Here is a 16,987-nt window from a genome sequence, read left to right as displayed (position 1 = left end):
GCTCCGAGCCTCACTCGTGCTCCGCGCCGCGACGACGCCGAGCCACCAACAGCCCGGCCACGACCAACGCCACGATCACCATGGCACCGATGGCCGTCCACACCCACCCGGCACCAGACTTCTCTTGAACCTGCTGCGACTTCTCGTCAACGACGACCGACGAGGTCTGCTCAGCCGACGAAGAGGTCGACGCCGGAGCCGACTCCGAGGACGACGTGGGCGTGGCAGACGACGTCGCTGGCACAGTGATCGTCGTGGTCACCGCAGGCGGTTGCGGAGCCGGCGGCTGACCGACAGGTGGCTTGGGAGCAGGAGGTTGCGGAGCAGGTGGTTGCGGAGCCGGTGGCACCGGAGCTGGAGCAGGCGGCGCGATCCCCGGTTGCTCCCCCGCGCCGAACGCCCAGCCCTCCACGGTTCCGCGAGCGGGAACGTACGTCGCCGCGCCCTGGTTGCTGTAGGACCATGATCCGCCGGAACCGTGCCAGTACGACCAGTACGCCGAAGCAGGCGAGGTGGTGACGCACTTGTCGGTGTCCGCGCCCGGCTTTCCGTTGATGCGGCAGACGAAGCCGGGCTGCCGTGACGCGTAGGTGTAGCCGAACCCGGCCGCTGCCAGCGCCGCCACCCCCGACGCCGGACTGCCGGGTGCGCAGCCCTGCTGCACGCCTCCGCCGAGGCCGCGGAAGTCGACGACGACGGTCACGCCGTCGCAGCCCGCGGCGTGCGCCGGCACCGGGATCGTGCACGCGATCACCAGTGCCAGCGCGAAGAAGAGCCTCGTCACGGGGTGACGCCCGGAGCGGTGCCCGCGCCGAACGACCAGCCCTCGACGGTGCCGGGGGCCGGGTCGTGGCTGCCCGCGCCCGAGGTGCTGTAGGTCCAGGTGCCGCCGGGCGTGGCGTGCCAGTAGGACCAGTAGGCGGTGGTCGTGGGCTTGGTGCACGGGTTCGGCAGCAGCTTGATCTGGCACACCAGGCCCGGCATGCGCGGCACGAACGTGTACGGGAAACCGGCGTCCTTCAGTGCTACCAGGCCGGTGGCCGGATCGCCTGGGGCACAACCGGTTTCGACACCGCCGCCCAGAGCGGTGAAGTCCACGACGACCTTCACGCCCGCGCAGTCGTCGGCGGAGGCCGGTGCCACCACGAACGAGCTCGCGACCAGAGCGAGAACAGCGAGAACGCGGCGCATCACGCACCCACCTTCCGACGACGGGAGACGAAGACCAGCACGGCACCAGCGAGCACCGCGAAGGAACCGAACAGGGTCAGCGGCACGGCCTGGTCGGGACCGGTCGCGGCGAGCGGCGGGTCGGCAGGGGCGGCCGGGGCGGCTGGGGCGGGACCTGCCGGAGCAGGCGCGGAAGAAGACGGTGGAGTGGAGGCGGGTGGAGCGCAGTCGATGGCCGGAACGCCCGCAGTGGAAGAAGAAGCCGACACGTCGGCGAGACCCACGCGGGCCAGGCCGAGCATCGCCTGCGTGGTGGCGCGGATCGCCGGGTACGGCTCGAAACCCTTGCTGTCGTAGGCGATCGCGCCGCGCTGTGCCTCCGGACCGGCACACCCCACTTGCAACGTCCGAAGGTAGGCCACGGCCTTGTCCGCGGCCTCCGCACGCCCACCGGCGACGAGCGCGCCGACGGCAAGCCCGGTGGTGTTGGCGTTCGATCCCGCCGAAGCCGCCGGGAAACCGCCGTCCGGCTGTTGTTGAGCCACGAGCCAGTCGAGAGCCTTGGCGGACACCGTCTTCTCACCTGCCGCCAGCAGCGCCTGCAGCACCATCGCCGTGGCGTCCACATCGGACTGACAGGTCGCCTCGCCGAACACGATCGGGAAGCCCGCGCCCTGGCACTGCGTGGAAGCAGCGAACTTGACCGGTGCGTCCACGGGCTGACCGGCGCGCTTGAGCGTGATGATCGCCAACGACTGGGTGAACGCGTTGGTCATGTCGAACGACGGATCGGTCTTGTCCCGGAAACGGCCGTCCTCGCCCTGCAACGCCGACAACCGTCCGAGCAGGTCGACGCCGCCGAACCTGTGCGGGTCCTGGCCGAGCGTCTGCGCGACGAGCGCGAGCTTCGCAAGGCCGCCGACGTAGGACTCGGCCTCGCCGTCGCCGATGAACGTCTCGAGTTGCGGTGACGCGGCGAGCCACGCCGCCGCCTTCTGCGCGGTCGACTTGCCGACCCCCGCGGCGGCGAGTGCGTACACGCCGTCGGCGGTGAGCCCCTCGTCGACCAGGTCCGGGCCCTTGAGCAGGTGGTCGCCGTTCACGAACTGACCGGCGAGCCACGTCCCCGCGGACGGCGCGGCCTCGACGGCCTGCGCCTGCGGTGCCACCACGAGCGCGGCCGCGACGAACGCGACCAGCGCGGATTTCCCCATCACTGCGCCTCCCTGCCCCGCTGTCCTCGACGGGGTTGCTGGAGCTACCGCGCGCCACGGGTAGTCGGACTTTCACCGTTGCGGGTCAGTGCCGGAGTTGCACCGGCTTCCCCCGCGGCGTGCGGATGCTGTTGTCTCCCCAGGATCGTCCGCGAGGGATCATGTTGAGTCAAATGGCTGTGAGCTGAGCCATTGCCGGGCACAATCGTGCCGTGGGGGAATTCGAGGGACTGATCACCGCTGCCGTGCCGTCGATCGAGGCGCTCATCCCGCCGGATCCGGCCGCGGAACTCGGCAGGTACGAACCACAGCGGTGGAACGGTCGTCACGAGCACGGCACGCCCGCACGACGTGCGCTCGACCGCTTTCCGGAACTGACGGCGGAACGGCTGTTCGGGGCGCTGGAACTGGGGGTGGCCGAGCTGACGCTGACCGCTCCGGCCGACGTCGTGGCAGGGCTGCGGCCGATACCGGCCGGCAGCTCCTTCTCGATCGTGTCGGCCAATGGCCAGAGTGCGCTCAAGAAGCCGGTCGACCTGGTGGCGGCGGTGCATCCCGGTGCGATCGAACTGATCACCGAGCAGGTGCGGTCGACGGCGGCGCTGCTCGACCTCAGCGAGGCAGACGGGGACGAAGCCGCGGTCGCCGCCCGGCACGGCGCGGCACATCTCGCGCTGGCGGTGGCGACGGCGACGGCCGTCCTGCGGGCGATCGGCACGCCCATCGCGACCGACCCAGCCGCGATCGTCGGCATCGCGATCGGGGTGACCGCGCTGCTGCTGCCGGAGATCCCGAAGCCTCCGGCGTACGGCCGGGCGCTGCTGGAAAAACGGCGCGGCGAGTACACGGGCTCGTACTGGTCGGCCAACGCCCCGGTGTTCGACCACGAGTTCCTGTTCGTCGAGGAACCGAGCCACTCCTGGGCGGACTTCGCGGCCACGGGTCTCGTCGCGGCGGTGAACACCGGATTCGCCGTGCGCACCGGGACAGCGGAGGGCACGGTGCCGGTGTCGGTGCGCGTGACGCTCGACGTCCCCGGCGGCCCGGAGATCTCCCACTGGGACGAGGTCGCCGAGGTCAGCTTCACGGCGGAGAAGGGTGACGCGAAACTCGGCCGCGGTGGAATGCCGCCGTGGCCCGGCGAGTTCCGCGTCCGGGCGCATGCGCGCGGACGGGACGGGGACGACGACGAGCGCTACGAGTTGCTGATCTGGCCGGCGCCCCACTCGGAACCGGTGGTGCACCGCAAGACCGACCGCGTCGGCCACCTGCTGCGCGGCGAGCCCGCACCCGAGGTGCGGGTCGCGCCAGAAGCCGGGTTCCGGTGGCTGGCGAAACTGCTCGAGGTGGCGGCGACGATCACGGTCGCCACGGGCCTCGACGTCGACGACGTGGTCGACGAGTTCGAGGAGGACGCCATCGCCGTCGAGATCGACGGCGGGGTCATCGTGATCGAGAACAACAACTACCGCGGCTCCCAGCGGGACGTCCTGGAGCGCTTGTCCCGCAACGGGAAGGCCGCGAGCCACTACTGGAACGTCAATCGGCTCACGCGTCTGTCGTTCGCCCGCGACGGCGAAGTCGTCTCGGCGCAGGAGGTGCTGAACCAGACGGAGTTCGGCGACGACCAGGAGGTCCTCGCGGCGCTGGACGGTCTGGACTTCACCGACTTCCGCCACCTCGACGCCAAGGGGATCACGGCGGTGGTGCGCTTCACCGGTGCCGTGATCCCCGAGGACGACGTTCGCGCCGCGATCGACGAGTTGTTCAGTACGTTGTGAGCTGGAAGCTGTTCACCACGTCGGCGAAGTCCTCCGGCCGATCCCAGCCGCCCTCCCGGTTCTTCAGCGCCATGTCCTGGTTGGCCGTCACGTACGGCCGCAGGATCTCCTCGTAGCGCTGGAAAGCCGTCGCCGGGTTGTCCCGCAGCTCACCGGCGAGCACGTACGCACCCACCAGCGCCATGCTGGTGCCCTGACCGGACATCGGCGAACCGCAGTAGCCGGCGTCGCCGAGCAGCACGACGTTGTCCTTCGACCACGTGTCCATCCGGATCTGGCTCATCGAGTCGAAGTGGAAGTCCGGCGCCTCCCACATGTGCTTGAGCGCCGTCTGCCATTCCCAGCGCGCGTCGGCGAACTTCTCGGCGATCAGCCGCCGCTGCGCCTCGACGTCGCGGTGGTCGAACTCGACCTCACCGTTGAAGCCCATGTAGACACGGCATTCCGCGTTCGCGCGGGCGCTCATGATGCCGCCACCGACGACCTCGCCCTGCTGGAAGATCTGCCAGCGGTCGAGGTTCAGGAAGTTCGGCGCGGTGAAGACCGCGAGGTACATGTCCAGGTGGCTGATGAACTGCTCCTCGGGCCCGAAGACGAGCCGGCGGACGTTCGAGTGCAGGCCGTCCGCACCGACGATGACGTCGAAGTCGCGAGGCGCGGCCTTCTCGAACGTGACGCGGGTGCCGTCGATCGACGTGATGGTGTCGTCGAACAGGTACTCCACGCCCTCGATGGCGTTGAACAGCATGTTCGCGAGGTCGTCGCGCAGCAGTTCGACGTCGGGGCTGGAGAGGTCACCGCCGCTGATGGTGTGCGTGGTGGAGCTGAACAGCTCGTTGCCGTCCGCGTCGAGCATGGTCATGCCGCGCATGTCGGTGCCGGCCGATCGCAACTGGTCGCCGAGCCCCATGAGCTCCATGACCTGCAACGCGGGACCGCGCACGTCGATGGCCTGGCCGCCGGGCCGCAGGCCACGCGCCCGCTCGACGACGGTGACGTCGAAGCCGTACGCGCGCAGCCAGTACGCGAGTGCGGGACCGCCGATGCTGGCGCCGGAGATCAGGACGTTCGTCATGGTGTTTCCCCCTGTGGGTCGGTGTTGCCCACAAGGTGCCGACCCGCGCTGACCGTCGGCTGACCACGAGCTGTCAGCGGCCGTCAGGCTTTGACAGCCACCCCCGCGAACGGCACTTCGTTGATCTCCTCGTTCGCCGCGAAGTCGCCCTCGCCGTCCGGCCGCCACGACGGGCAGCCGACGAGACCGGGCTCCACCAGGTCGAACCCGTCGAAGAACGCGAGCACCTGCTCGTGCGTGCGCGGGAACGCCTGATTCTGGGAGCTCTTGACGTTGTAGGTCTGGACCGCCTCGTCCATCCCCGCTGGCTTCGCCTCCGCCGACGCGTGCGACAAGGCGAGGTAGCTGCCGGGAGCCAGCCGGTCGCGGTACCGGCCGACGATCGCCGCCGGATCCCACTCGTCCGGCACGAAGTGCAGCACCAGCAACATGAACAGGCCGACCGGCTGACCGGGGTCGATGAGCTTCTGGACCGGGTCGGAGGCGAAGATCTCGTCGATGTCGCGCAGATCCGCCTGCACCACGGCGGTGTTGGCGTTGCCCGCCAGCATCAGCTCGCTGTGCGCGACCGCGACCGGATCCCTGTCCACGTAGACGACGCGGGCGTCCGGTGCCTCCGCCTGCACGATCTCGTGGAGATTGCCGACGGTCGGGATGCCGGAGCCGATGTCGAGGAACTGCCGGACGCCCCGCTCGACCATGTGCAGCGCGGCCCTGCGCAGGAACGACCTGTTCAGCCTGGCCGCGTCCCGGACGCCCGGCATGATCTGCAGGATCTTCTCGGCCAGCGCCCGGTCCGAGGCGAAGTTGTGGCCACCGCCGAGCCAGTAGTCGTACACCCGAGCCGGTGACGGAATCGTCGTGTCGACACCTGGTGGAACCCAACCGAGGTCGCTGCTCACAGGGTGAGCGTACTGGTGTGCGCCAGATCGGCTGAACGGATGAGCATCCGATCGTGTGTATCTGCTCGCCTGCACTGGCGCGGCGGTTCTAGGTTGTTCGGGGTCGCGCGAGAGGGTGGTGTGATGCCGAGCGTCACGACGGTGCCGGGCCGATGGCCCCTCATCGGGCACACCGTCACCCTGCTCAGGTCGCCGGTCGAGTTCCTGTCCTCGTTATCCGCCAAGGGTGACGTGGTCAGGGTTTTCCTCGGTCCCCTGCCGGTGCACCTGGTCACGACGCCCGAGCTCGCGATGCAGCTGCTCACGTCGGACAAGTTCGACAAGGGCATCGTGTTCGACAAGATGCGCCCGCTGTTCGGCAACGGGCTCGCCACCTCGAACGGCGCGTTCAACCAGCGGCAGCGCCGGATGATGCTGCCGGCGTTCACCCGCAACCGGGTCGCGACCTACGCGGAAACCGTGATCACCACGCTGGCGACCGAACTGCGCGACTCGTGGCGCGACGGTCAGCGGCTCGAGTTCGACCTGGTCATGCAGGACTTCGTGCTCACCGTCGCAGGCCGCACGCTGTTCTCCGCGGAGCTCGGCGAGGACGTGCTGGCCGAGATCAAGCGCTCCATCCCGATCATGCTCAGGCACGTGCTGGTGCGCGCGTTCTCGCCCGGCTTCGTGGAAAAGCTGCCCATCAGGGCGAACCGCGAGTTCGACGAGGCGGCCGCGAGGCTGCGCAGGATCATCCCCGAGGTCGTCGTCGGCGCTCGGCGAGAAGGCGTCGACCACGGCGACCTGCTCTCGGCGCTGCTCGCCGCTCGTGACGCGGACACCGGCGAGGCGATGACCGACGAGCAGATCCACGACGAGGTCGTCACGATCCTCACCACCGGCGCGGAGACGACGGCCGTGGCGCTGGCGTGGTTCTTCCACGAGGTCGGCACCCGGCCGGACGTGCGCGAGCGCTTCCACGCCGAGGTCGACGCCGTGCTCGGCGGCCGGCCCGCGACGTTCTCCGACGTCGCGAAGCTCGAGTACACCGGCCGGATCATCAACGAGGTGCTGCGGCGCACCCCGCCGATCATCCTGATGCGCCGGGCCCGCGAGGACGTCGAGATCGGCGGCGTGCTCGTGAAGAAGGGCGCGGAGATCGCTGTCTCCCAGCACACCCTGCACCGCGACCCGCGGTGGTTCCCCGACCCCGACGGCTTCGACCCCGATCGGTGGGAGCCCTCCAGAGCCGCCGCGGTGCCGAAGGGCGCGTTCATCCCGTTCGGCGCCGGTTCCCGGTTCTGCCCAGGCCATTTCCTCGCCCACACGGAGATCGCGATCGCCGCCGCGACGATCGCCACCCGGTGGGACCTCGTCCCCGTTGCGGGACAACGCGTCTACGCCCAGGTGAAGGCGACCATGCAGCCGAACCAGTTGCCGATGGTCGCCACGACGAGAAAGCGACCAGAGTGAAACTGCTCCCCGTTCTCGCCGCGGTGCTGGCGATGACGTCGCTGACGCCTGCCGCCTCCGCGACCGGTGTGTCCTGTTCGATCACCACGCTCCCGGTGACCGGCCCGTCCGGCACCGCCACGATGTCCGGCCAGCTCTGCGAACCGTCGGGCGGGCCCCGGGACTCGATCCAGCTGCTGGTGCACGGCGGCACGTACAACCGCGCGTACTGGGACCTGCCCGGTGTGCCGGAGTCCTATTCGTACCAACGGGACATGGCCCGCCACGGCCGCGCGACGTTCGCGGTGGACCGGCTCGGCACGGGCGCGTCGACGCATCCGCCGAGCCTGCCGCTGCTGATCTCCCTCGAAGCGTTTAACCTGCACGAGGTCGTGCAGCACCTGCGCGCGGGCCACGTCGGCGGCACCGCCTACCGCAAGGTCGTGATCGTCGGACACTCCGTCGGCTCCGGCATCGTGGCGATGGAAGCCGCTACCTACAAGGACGTCGACGGCGTGGTCCTGTCCGGCATGACGCACATGCCGAACGTTCTCGCGCTCACGCTGGGCGCGGCACTGGGGCTGCAGCCGGTGTTCCTCGACAACGTCCTCGCCACGCTCGGCAGCGACCCGCTGTACTTCACCACGAAGCCGGGCGCGCGATCGGGGTTGTTCTACGACATGGACGACGCCGAGCAGCTCGTCGTGGACGCCGACGAGGCGACCAAGGACCAGATCTCCGTGCCGGGCATGGGAACCGTGGCCGTGTTCGGCATCGTGCTGCCCACGACGTCCGGCATCGAGGTGCCGGTGTTCAACGCCGTCGGCTCCCACGACGTCCTGTTCTGCGGCGCGCTGGCGTTGCGCGACTGCTCGAACGCCGACGCGTTGCGTGCCCAGGAAGCGTTGTACTACCGGCCGCAGGCGCAGCTGCAGACCTACGTGCTGCCCGGTGCAGGGCATTCCCTTGCCCTGCACCGGAACGCGGGCGACTACCGCGACGCGACCCGCGCGTGGCTCAGCGCGAGGTTCGGGATGTGAGGCGGGCGGCCGCCGTGCCGATGCCCGACGGACCCCGGTGGAACACACCCGCGTTCACCGGGGTCCGGATCTCCTCTTCGTGGTAGCGCGAGGTTTCCACGTGCCAGTGGGTGACGCCGACGATCCAGTCCTTGAGTTCGTCGGCGTACCGGGTGAGTGCCGCCCGCGTCGCGGAGTCCAGTGACAGGTCGTCGAAGAGCTTCGGCATGTCCACGTCGACGGCCTTGACGAACTGCCCGAGCCGGGCGTCCATGAGCTTGAACGTGATCTCGAAGGCACGGGACTGCGACACCCCGAGGAAGTTCTCGATCACCCGCACCATGTTGTGCACTTCGCCCTCGTACTGGATTTCCTTGAGGTACGAGATGGTGTCGTTGACCATGAACGTGTAGTCCATCGCCGACCGTTCCATCGTCTGGACGACCCGCGTTCGCCAGATCTCCGGCGGAACCGTCGTCGAATGCGAAAAACGCGACAGCGAGGTCGTCAGCTCGGAACCGAACGTGGACCGCCGCATCTCCAGGTAGTCGACGGGGTCCGGAATGCGGTTCTGCTGGATGTTGATCACTTCCCACGCCCAGGCGTCCAGCATCGCGTCGACGGCTTCGCGGAACGTGGACCGGAACTGCGGCGACATCGGCGCGGCGGTTTTGCGCCACAGGTCGGCGAGAGACCGTTCGAGGGCGTTGACCGGCACGACCGTCAGCACCAGGTCCAGCGGCATGCACAGCTTCAGGCGCGCGGTCTGGTGCTTGAGCCCGGCGAGGTCCTTCAGCCGCCCGAACACCCACGGGTAGTAGTCGTCGCCGTAGGTGCCCCAGGTCAGCCAGGCGGCCGAGAGGAACAGCTCGGACGGCGTGCCGTCGGGGTCCATGCACACCGATGCCAGCGCGAGGTCGAAGCGCCGGTTCTTGGCCTCGTCCCAGATCCCCTCGCTGTGGATGCCGACCTCCTCGCTCCACGCGATGACCTCCTCCCGGCACTGGTCCAGGTGTGGCGCCATGCCGAGCGGGAACGGGACGTCGTAGGTCGGCCGCGGGTAGGGCTCGACGATCTTCGGCGCGGCCGAGAACTGCCTGAGCCGCTGCGGCATCGTCTTCGCGTACGAGCCGAGGACGCCCAGCTGAGACCGTGATCCCTGGTTCATGTACCGGGACGACCGCAGGTGCCACTCGTGGCCGCCCGTCTGCCAGTCCTGCAGGCCCTTCACGTAGCCCAGGACGGCCGCGCGCCCGATGGGGTCGATGGCGTGCTCGTCGAGCAGCATCGGGACCTCCGTGAGGGCCGTGTGCTCGAACTGGTGCAGGCGGGACGTGAGGAGGTCGTTGACGGCCTCCGCGGCGTCCTGGGTGGGCAGGTCGAGGAACTTCTCGAACACCAGCACGCTGTTGGACAGCTCGCCTTCGTCGAGCACCTCGCGTTCGTAGGAGAACAGGTCGTTGCGGAGGTGGACGGCGTCGCTGAACGTGTCGCGCAGAACCCCGATCGGGCGGCTCGGAGCGATCCTGGCCGGCACTTCGAGGCCGACCGCGTGCTCGACCAGGTTGGCGCTCCACGGCGCGCCACCGACCTTGCGGCGCATCTCGATGTACTCGATCGGGTTGGCGAGCCTGCCCGTGCTGATGTTGTGCAGCTCCCACATCGACTCGTCGAGCAGGTGCTTGGTGTTGGCCGCGAACCGCTCGCGCCAGTCGAGGGAGTGCGACGGCACGGTCCGGCGCCACAGGTCCGCGAGGCCTTTCTCGACCGGGTTCGCCGGCTTCTCGGTGATCACGCCGTTGACGGGCATGAACAGCGGCAGCCGGTCGAGGTGGGCCTGGGCGCCCCTGATGTCCGGGTTGCGCTTGTAGAGCTCGACGAAGTGGTCGTCGAAGTAGAAGACCCACACGTACCAGTCGGTGACGAGGTCGAGCGTCTCACCGTCGCAGTCGGGGTGGGTGTACGCGCAGAGCAGCGCGTAGTCGTGCGACTCGAGGTCGTCGCCGGTCCAGACGACCGTCCCGTGCTGCGGCACGTCGATCATGTCCATCTCGCGTGCCCAGGCCCGCGTGTGGACGCGGGCGCGTTCGAGGTTCGGGTTCAGCCGAGCCGGGTGGGGCGTGTAGAACTCCGGCAGCTGGAACGGCTGCATGTGCGTTGGACCTCCGCGCGGTGGACGTGTCGCGATGCACGCAACCAGCCCGGCGCACGGGCACGCCAGATGGTGAAACCTTGATCCACACGTTCGTTGGGCGGTGTCGCCCGTTCAGCCCAGCCCGTCTTGATCGGCAGCCACTCAGCGCACCAGTGACTGGGCGCTCAGCTTCACCGCGAACGGGAATTGCAGTTCGATGATTTCCTCGCCGTCCGACCGCGCCTGTTCCACGTACACCCCGTTTTCGAGGTGCAGGCACCGCAGCCACGGCGAGTCGTAGTCGATCATCCAGTAGTTCTCGCAGCCGACTTCCTGGAACTTCGCCCGCTTGAGTTCCAGGTCCACGTGTCGCGTCCGGGGCGAAAGGACCTCGACCGCCAGCACGGGCGGCCCCATGAGCGCCTGCTTGGTGAACTGTTCGCGACGTCCCACGACCAGGTCCGGGATGAAGACCGTGTCGTCGGCGAGCACCACGTCGACCGGAGCCGGGAGGACTTCCAGCTCCGGTGGGCAGACAGCCGTCAGCGCCACCAGCAGGCGGGCGACGACCCGCTGGTGCACTGGACGGGGTGAGGGGCTCATCACCAACACCCCGTCGACGAGTTCGAAACGGTGCCCGTCATCAGGCATCGCCTCCAGGTCCGCCCACGTCAGCGGCCTGCCGTGGGGAAACGTCGGTACACCACCCATGGTGCGTTCCACCCCCTGGTCGAGGCCACTGTCCGCCGGACGGATCCCGGCGATGCCATTAGACAAGACTGGTCCGATTCTCACGACTCGCAAGCCCCTTTTGGCCGACCTCGCACCACTGCACGCACACGTCTCCGTGACCGCCGCCCCGGAGGGTGAAGACCTGCTGCTCCGGAAGTGGAAGGCGACACCCCGGTGGAGCAGCGTTTTGGTTGCAATCGAACAAGTGGCTAATTTTTGATCAATTTTCGGGCGATTTTCGGTAACGCCACCACCCGTGCCAATTGCTCGCGAATGCGACCCTAACGGAATCTTACGAGCCCGCCAAGCACTCTGTTGGAGCAATACCTCACATCAGCCTCACACCTGGAAGATCAAATCGCCCGGTGAGGTCTTCAACCCGAATTCCGAGCAAACCGCGCGGGCGGCCGCTTCCATCTCGGTGGCGAGTTCGGTTTCACCACATGCGCGATGGACGCGGGACAGTTCCAGACGGGCCCGTGCGGCACCCACGACGTCGAAGGACGCGTCGCAGATGGCCGCCGAGCCGTGCAGGTACGTCCGTGCGGCGTCGAGCCGGCCACGTACGAACTCGTTGCGCCCCAACGCATACAGCGCGATGCTCTCACCACGGCGATCCCTCGCCGTCCGCGCCTGGTCCGCGGCGACGGTCAGCACGTCGAACGCGTCGTCGTGCCGTCCCTCTGCCACCAGCAGCTTTCCCCGCCGGTAGTTGATCTGCGCGAGAATCCGCACCGGCCCCGCCTCGCACACGTCCAGGGCCGCGTTCAGCCGTGCCAGGGCCGAGACGGGGTCGGAGTCGCAGAGGTCGATCTGGGCCAGGTTCTGCAACACCGACGCCTGCCCGACAGGATCGGCGAGCCGCTCGTACACGGCCAGCGCGCGCTCGTACCACCGCCGTGCCGCCACGAGGTCACTCGACGGCCGCGAGACGATGCCGAGGTTGCGGTAGGCCAGTCCGAGCCCCGCGAGATCACCGAGCTCCTCGAAGGCGTCCTTGGCGAGCAACGTCATCTCGCGCGCGAGGTCGTAGCGGCTCTGGCTGATGTGCAGCGACGCGAGCGAGCACCGCAGCACGGCCGCACCGCGCACGTTGCCCGCCGCCTCGCACGCCGCCAGCGCCACGTCGTGCGTGTGCTGCCAGCCGTCGTGGTCGGAGCGGGTCTCGAACAGCACCACCAGCCGGTGCGCGAGCTCCCAGCTCAGCTCGTCGAGCCCCGCCTCGGCGGCGAGTTCCACCGCCTCGCACAGATCGGCACGGCAGGACTCCAGCCACGCCAGCGGATCGGACCGCAGCACCGGGTCGAGCCGCACCACCTCGCGCACCGACGATCCGCGCACGACCGAGAAGTCGCCGCCGTACAACGCGGACCGCGCGTGGTCCAGCAGGTGGAGCCATCCGCCGAGCACCCGCCGCACCGCTTCCGCCCCGTCCGCCTGTCCCGTCGCGAACTCGCGGACCAGCGGCGGCACGACATAACCGGAACCGACGGCCGACACGAGATGCGCCGACACCAGTTCGTCCACAGCGGACTGTCCGCGGGCGTCACCGAACGCCACCACCGGTGCCCACGACGGCAATCGCCGGGATCCCGCGGCGGCGAGCAGCCCCAGCAGCCGTCGTGCGGGCGAGCTGAGGTCGCCGGCCGTCTCCTCCAGCCGCTCGCGGACCGACAGACCGCCGTGCGACAGGGCGTTCAGGCCTTCCCGCGAGAGCTGGTCGGCCAGCAGCGAGATCCGCCAGTGCGGACGGGCCGCGAGCCGGGCACCGGCGATCCGCAGCGTCAGCGGCGAACCGTCCGAAAAGGTCACGAGAACGCCGGCCGACAACGCCTCCGCCGCCACTCGTTCGGAGCCGATCTGCTTGCCCAGCAACGCCAACGCCTCCGCGTGCTGCAGTGGACCGACGTCGACGGCGTTCGGCAGCCGCAGCCTGTGCCGCGACGTGACCAGGACGACGCAGCCAGGCGAGTGCGGCAGCAGCGGCGTCACCTGCTCGACGCTCGTCGCGTCGTCCAGGACCAGCAGAAGTGACTGCCGCGCAACAGCGTCTCGGTAGGAGCTCAGCCGGGCGCTGAAATCTCCGGGAACGGACCGGCCGAGCGACGCGAGGAACCGGCCGAGCACCTCGTGCGGTGTCGTCCCGCGCAGCCGGACGAACAGCTGACCGTCGGGGAAGTGGCCGTTCGCGACACGGTGGGCGGCGTGCACGGCGAGCGTCGTCTTGCCCGCTCCCACCGGCCCCGTCAGCAGCACCACCTGCGGAGACGAGGTGATCAGGTCCACAACGGACCGGAGGAGCTCCTCCCGTCCGACGAAGTCCGCGACGGCCGCCGGCAGCTGGTGCGGGCGCGGGAACAGATCGATCTGCACACCGCCTCCTCCAGCCGGAAACCGTCAGCCGAAGTCAGTTTCACACAGAACGCCGGCGGGATCACCGCCCCGGGGTCCCGTCATCCGTGCGACGATCGCTCGCATTTCCCGCAGGTAGGCCGGATCGCGCTCGGCCCGTGCCAGCACGAGCAAGGCCTCCGCCTCGCCCAGCGCGAACCCGGTCTCCCGCTGCACCTCGACCGCCTCCCGAGCACACCCGCTCGCTCGTTCCTCGTCGCCCGCCTCGACGAGGGACAACCACGCCAGCGTCGCCAGCGCTCGTCCACGCTGCCTGCGGAAGCCGAACGCGGTGGCCTGATCGAGGGCCCGTTCCGCGAGCTCGGCCGACCGCAGCACGCGGGCCAGTTCGATCTGGCACTCGGTCTCGTTCTCCACGCGCCCCAGCGAACCCGCCAGCCGCAACCCGCGCCGCAACGCCTCGATCGCCTCCTGCGGCCGCCCCAGCCGGTGGTGGGCGCTGCCCGCGATCACCAGGCCGTGCAGGACGTACAGCTCGGCCATGTCTTCCTCGGCCTCATCGATCAGAGCGAGCGCACGGGCCAGTGCCCGCTGAGTGCGTCCGGTGTCGCGATCGACCTTCGCCGCGACCGTCTGCGACACGTATCGCCACGCCTGCGAGCCGGACTCCTCGGCCAGCCGGGCGCCGCGCTCGACGTGCTCGCGCGCCCGCTCCGGATCCCCGAGCAACGCGTGCAACTCCCCCAGCGCGAGCTCCACCAACGCGTCCGAACCGCCGCTCCGCGGCCGTTCGTGGTGCTCCACAGCCTCGCTCAGCCGGCCGCTCTGCGCGCTCGCCACGCCGAGGTTGTGGTGCACCGCGGCGGAGAGACAAGGGTTGTCGTCGGCCAGCGGCAACGCCTCGCGCAACAGCTCGACCGCTTCCTGCGTGCGGCCGACCGCGAGGTGGAGCACCGCGAGGTTGTTGAGGCAGTGGAACTTCCCGTCCCTGTCGCCCAGCTCCCCGTAGAACGCAAGTGCCGTCTCCAGGTGCCCGATCCCCTGCCTGCCGTCCAGCTCGCAGTGCACCGTGCCGAGCGACAGGTGCATCGCCGCCCGGCCCCGCAGGTCGTCGCACCGCTCGGCGGCGGCGAGTCCGGCGGACGACGTCTCGTGCCAGACGTCGAACCGCTGGCGCAGGTACCACAGGCGGCGCGACGAGTCGGCGAGCTGCCAGCGGTAGCGCACCGGCTCGGCCCGCAGGGCACAGGCAGCCACCGACTCCCACTCACCGTCCAACCAGGACAGTGCGGCTTCCCTGCTGTCGAACGCGAACCCCGGCGAGCCGTCGCGGCCGAGCCGGTACATGTGCGGCGCCAGCACGTCCAGCGCCGCGTCCGTCGTGTGCAGGTAGTGGTCGAGCAACCGCAGACCGGTCTTCCCGGCGTCCTCGTCGGAGGCGGCCAGTTCCCGCGCGTACAGGTGCAGCAGGTCGTGCACCCTGAACCGGCCGCGCGTGTGCGGCTCGATCAGGCTCGCGCTCTCCAGCGCCGCCACCAGCGGACGCACGTCGTCCCCGCCCATCAGCACGGACGCGGTGTGTGCCGTGAAGTCGTTGCGGGGCAGCAACCCCAGCCGCCGGAACAACAGCGCGGCCTCGGCCGGCAACGACTTCAGCGACAGCTCGAACGCCCCCGTCACCGCAGCCCGCCGGTCCCCGCTGATCGCGAGCTGCGCGAGCCGGTCGCCCCGCGCGAGATCCGCGACGGCGTCGGCGATCTTGTCGTGCGGCCGGCACGCGAGGTTCGCCGCGGCGATGCGGATCGCCAGCGGCAGGTGTCCGCACAGGGCCGCGAGATCCGCGACGGCCTCCGGCTCGGCACCACCGCGGGCGGCCCCCAGCACGCGGTGGATCAGCGTCTGCGCCTCGTCCGGTGTCAGCAGGTCCAGCTCGACCCGGCGGGCGTCGTCCAGCGCGGTCAGCCCGCGCAGGTCGTTGCGGCTGGTGATGATCACCGCGCAGCCGGGCGCGCCGGGCAGCAGCGGCCGCACCTGGTCCTCGTTCGCCGCGTTGTCCAGCAGGATCAGCACCCGGCGGTTCGCGAGAACCGAGCGGAGCACGCTCGCCTGCTCGTCGGCCTCGCCAGGGATCCGGTCCGGCTCCACGCCGAGCCCGCGCAGCAGCTGCGTCAGCGCCTCGGCCGGTGTCGTGGCGGGCGCGTCGTCGAAGCCGCGCAGGTTCAGGTACAGCTGGCCGTCAGGGAACCTGTCCCGCACGCGGTGCGCCCAGTGCACGGCCAGGGCGGTCTTGCCGACACCGGCGGTGCCCGAGATCACCGTGATCATGACGGTGGACTGCGCGAGCCCGGCGTCGAGTTCGTCCAAAGAGGACTTGCGACCGGTGAACCGCGCGAGGTCGGCCGGTAGTTGCGCAGGCGCCTTCTGCGTCACGTGCACCGTCTCGCTGTCCTGGTTCAGGATCGCCTGGTGCGCGGCGCGCAGGCTGCGGCCGGGGTCGACGCCCAGCTCGTCGGCCAGCAACCGGCGCGTCCTGTCGTACAGCTCCAGCGCGTCCGCCTGCCGGTTCGACCGGTACAGCGCGATCATCAGCTGCTCGACCAGCTGCTCGCGGAACGGGTTCGCGGCCACCAGCGCCGACAGCTCGGTGATCACCTGCTCGTGCTGGCCCAGCTCCAGCTGCAACGCGAAGCACTGCTGCGCCACGGCGATCCGGCGCTCGTCGAGCCGCTCGGCCTCCACCCGCAGCACCTGACCGTTCAGGCCGGCCAGCGCCGGACCACGCCACAACGCGAGAGCCGTGCGCAACAACCGCACCGCCTCAGCGGGTTCCACGGTCTGCGCGGTCGCCACGTGCCGTTCGAAGGTGATCACGTCGAGCGTCGCCGAACCGAGCACGATCCGGTAGCCGGGACCGTCCGTGACGATCATGCCCGGCACCCCGAGCGCGGCCCTCAGGTCGCCGACCGACTTCTGGATCTGGTGCTTGCCGGTCGAGGGCGGTTCACCGTCCCACACCACGTCGACCAGATGCGTCAGCGGTACCACCCGGTTCGGCGCGAGCAGCAGCGCGGCGAGCACCTTCTGACCGCGCACACCGCCGAGCTCGAGCCGCACACCGGAGTCACGAGCCTGGATCGGCCCCAGAATCCCGAAGTCCACGGCGTCACCGTAGGG

General features: G+C 69.7%; 12 protein-coding genes and 1 riboswitch. Of the genes, 3 read left to right on the top strand and 9 right to left on the bottom strand.

Annotated elements, in window-relative coordinates; all coding sequences use genetic code 11:
* Positions 1-10: 10 nt before the first annotated feature.
* The 3 genes from IEZ09_RS08295 to IEZ09_RS08285 are packed head-to-tail and all read right to left on the bottom strand — an operon-like array spanning position 11 to position 2,384.
* On the bottom strand, positions 11-784 hold the full coding sequence (locus IEZ09_RS08295) for an SCO2322-related protein (protein WP_189253022.1): 774 nt from the start codon (positions 782-784) through the stop codon (positions 11-13).
* Positions 781-1,191, bottom strand: coding sequence for an SCO2322-related protein (locus IEZ09_RS08290; protein ID WP_189253021.1), 411 nt, complete (start codon positions 1,189-1,191; stop codon positions 781-783). The genes IEZ09_RS08295 and IEZ09_RS08290 overlap by 4 nt, the downstream gene beginning before the upstream one ends.
* Positions 1,191-2,384, bottom strand: a complete 1,194-nt coding sequence (locus IEZ09_RS08285; protein WP_189253020.1) for an LPXTG cell wall anchor domain-containing protein — start codon at positions 2,382-2,384, stop codon at positions 1,191-1,193. Before IEZ09_RS08285 ends, IEZ09_RS08290 begins: the two co-directional genes overlap by 1 nt.
* A 50-nt stretch (positions 2,385-2,434) precedes the next feature.
* Positions 2,435-2,506: riboswitch (adenosylcobalamin-variant (AdoCbl-variant) riboswitch) on the bottom strand.
* 90 nt (positions 2,507-2,596) lie between these two features.
* Here IEZ09_RS08285 and IEZ09_RS08280 point away from each other — a divergent pair.
* Positions 2,597-4,165, top strand: coding sequence for a DUF6461 domain-containing protein (locus IEZ09_RS08280; RefSeq protein WP_189253019.1), 1,569 nt, complete (start codon positions 2,597-2,599; stop codon positions 4,163-4,165).
* Here the strand turns inward: IEZ09_RS08280 and IEZ09_RS08275 are convergent.
* Both IEZ09_RS08275 and IEZ09_RS08270 read right to left on the bottom strand, forming a co-directional pair.
* Positions 4,152-5,240, bottom strand: coding sequence for an FAD-dependent monooxygenase (locus IEZ09_RS08275; protein WP_189253018.1), 1,089 nt, complete (start codon positions 5,238-5,240; stop codon positions 4,152-4,154). The genes IEZ09_RS08280 and IEZ09_RS08275 overlap by 14 nt on opposite strands.
* 83 nt (positions 5,241-5,323) lie before the next feature.
* A complete protein-coding gene (locus tag IEZ09_RS08270; protein WP_189253017.1) occupies positions 5,324-6,142 on the bottom strand; it encodes an SAM-dependent methyltransferase in 819 nt (272 codons plus the stop codon).
* Positions 6,143-6,265: 123 nt separating this feature from the next.
* On the opposite strand from IEZ09_RS08270, the gene IEZ09_RS08265 reads away from it, so the two are divergent.
* Together IEZ09_RS08265 and IEZ09_RS08260 are read left to right on the top strand one after the other, a co-directional pair.
* Positions 6,266-7,597: a cytochrome P450 gene (locus IEZ09_RS08265; RefSeq protein WP_189253016.1), complete on the top strand. Its 1,332-nt coding sequence runs from the start codon at positions 6,266-6,268 to the stop codon at positions 7,595-7,597.
* Positions 7,598-7,629: 32 nt separating this feature from the next.
* Positions 7,630-8,616, top strand: a complete 987-nt coding sequence (locus IEZ09_RS08260; protein ID WP_189253230.1) for an alpha/beta hydrolase — start codon at positions 7,630-7,632, stop codon at positions 8,614-8,616.
* Here IEZ09_RS08260 and IEZ09_RS08255 read toward each other — a convergent pair.
* The 4 genes from IEZ09_RS08255 to IEZ09_RS08240 all read right to left on the bottom strand — a co-directional run bounded on the left by IEZ09_RS08255 (position 8,594) and on the right by IEZ09_RS08240 (position 16,972).
* The gene (locus IEZ09_RS08255; protein WP_189253015.1) at positions 8,594-10,747 is read right to left on the bottom strand and encodes a terpene synthase family protein; all 2,154 of its coding nucleotides are present in this window, start codon (positions 10,745-10,747) and stop codon (positions 8,594-8,596) included. The genes IEZ09_RS08260 and IEZ09_RS08255 overlap by 23 nt on opposite strands.
* A gap of 144 nt (positions 10,748-10,891) precedes the next feature.
* Positions 10,892-11,440, bottom strand: coding sequence for a Uma2 family endonuclease (locus IEZ09_RS08250; protein ID WP_045310305.1), 549 nt, complete (start codon positions 11,438-11,440; stop codon positions 10,892-10,894).
* Between the two features lie 360 nt (positions 11,441-11,800).
* A complete protein-coding gene (locus tag IEZ09_RS08245) occupies positions 11,801-13,834 on the bottom strand; it encodes a tetratricopeptide repeat protein (RefSeq protein WP_189253014.1) in 2,034 nt (677 codons plus the stop codon).
* A gap of 24 nt (positions 13,835-13,858) precedes the next feature.
* Positions 13,859-16,972 (bottom strand): AfsR/SARP family transcriptional regulator, encoded by a 3,114-nt coding sequence (locus IEZ09_RS08240; RefSeq protein WP_189253013.1) that lies wholly within the window; start codon positions 16,970-16,972, stop codon positions 13,859-13,861.
* Positions 16,973-16,987 lie beyond the last annotated feature (15 nt).

It is taken from the genome of Lentzea flava, from assembly GCF_014648475.1.
Classification (GTDB): domain Bacteria; phylum Actinomycetota; class Actinomycetes; order Mycobacteriales; family Pseudonocardiaceae; genus Lentzea; species Lentzea flava.
The sequence above is the reverse complement of the archived record's forward strand: the minus strand, read 5'-3'. Positions and strand labels throughout refer to the sequence as shown.

What these genes read in the sequence shown, in the direction of transcription:
- IEZ09_RS08260 (WP_189253230.1), top strand. Translation starts at nt 7,630, where the DNA reads ATGACGTCGCTGACGCCTGCCGCCTCCGCGACCGGTGTGTCCTGTTCG.
- IEZ09_RS08290 (WP_189253021.1), bottom strand. Translation starts at nt 1,191, where the DNA reads ATGCGCCGCGTTCTCGCTGTTCTCGCTCTGGTCGCGAGCTCGTTCGTG.
- IEZ09_RS08250 (WP_045310305.1), bottom strand. Translation starts at nt 11,440, where the DNA reads ATGGGTGGTGTACCGACGTTTCCCCACGGCAGGCCGCTGACGTGGGCG.
- IEZ09_RS08265 (WP_189253016.1), top strand. Translation starts at nt 6,266, where the DNA reads ATGCCGAGCGTCACGACGGTGCCGGGCCGATGGCCCCTCATCGGGCAC.
- IEZ09_RS08285 (WP_189253020.1), bottom strand. Translation starts at nt 2,384, where the DNA reads ATGGGGAAATCCGCGCTGGTCGCGTTCGTCGCGGCCGCGCTCGTGGTG.
- IEZ09_RS08275 (WP_189253018.1), bottom strand. Translation starts at nt 5,240, where the DNA reads ATGACGAACGTCCTGATCTCCGGCGCCAGCATCGGCGGTCCCGCACTC.
- IEZ09_RS08255 (WP_189253015.1), bottom strand. Translation starts at nt 10,747, where the DNA reads ATGCAGCCGTTCCAGCTGCCGGAGTTCTACACGCCCCACCCGGCTCGG.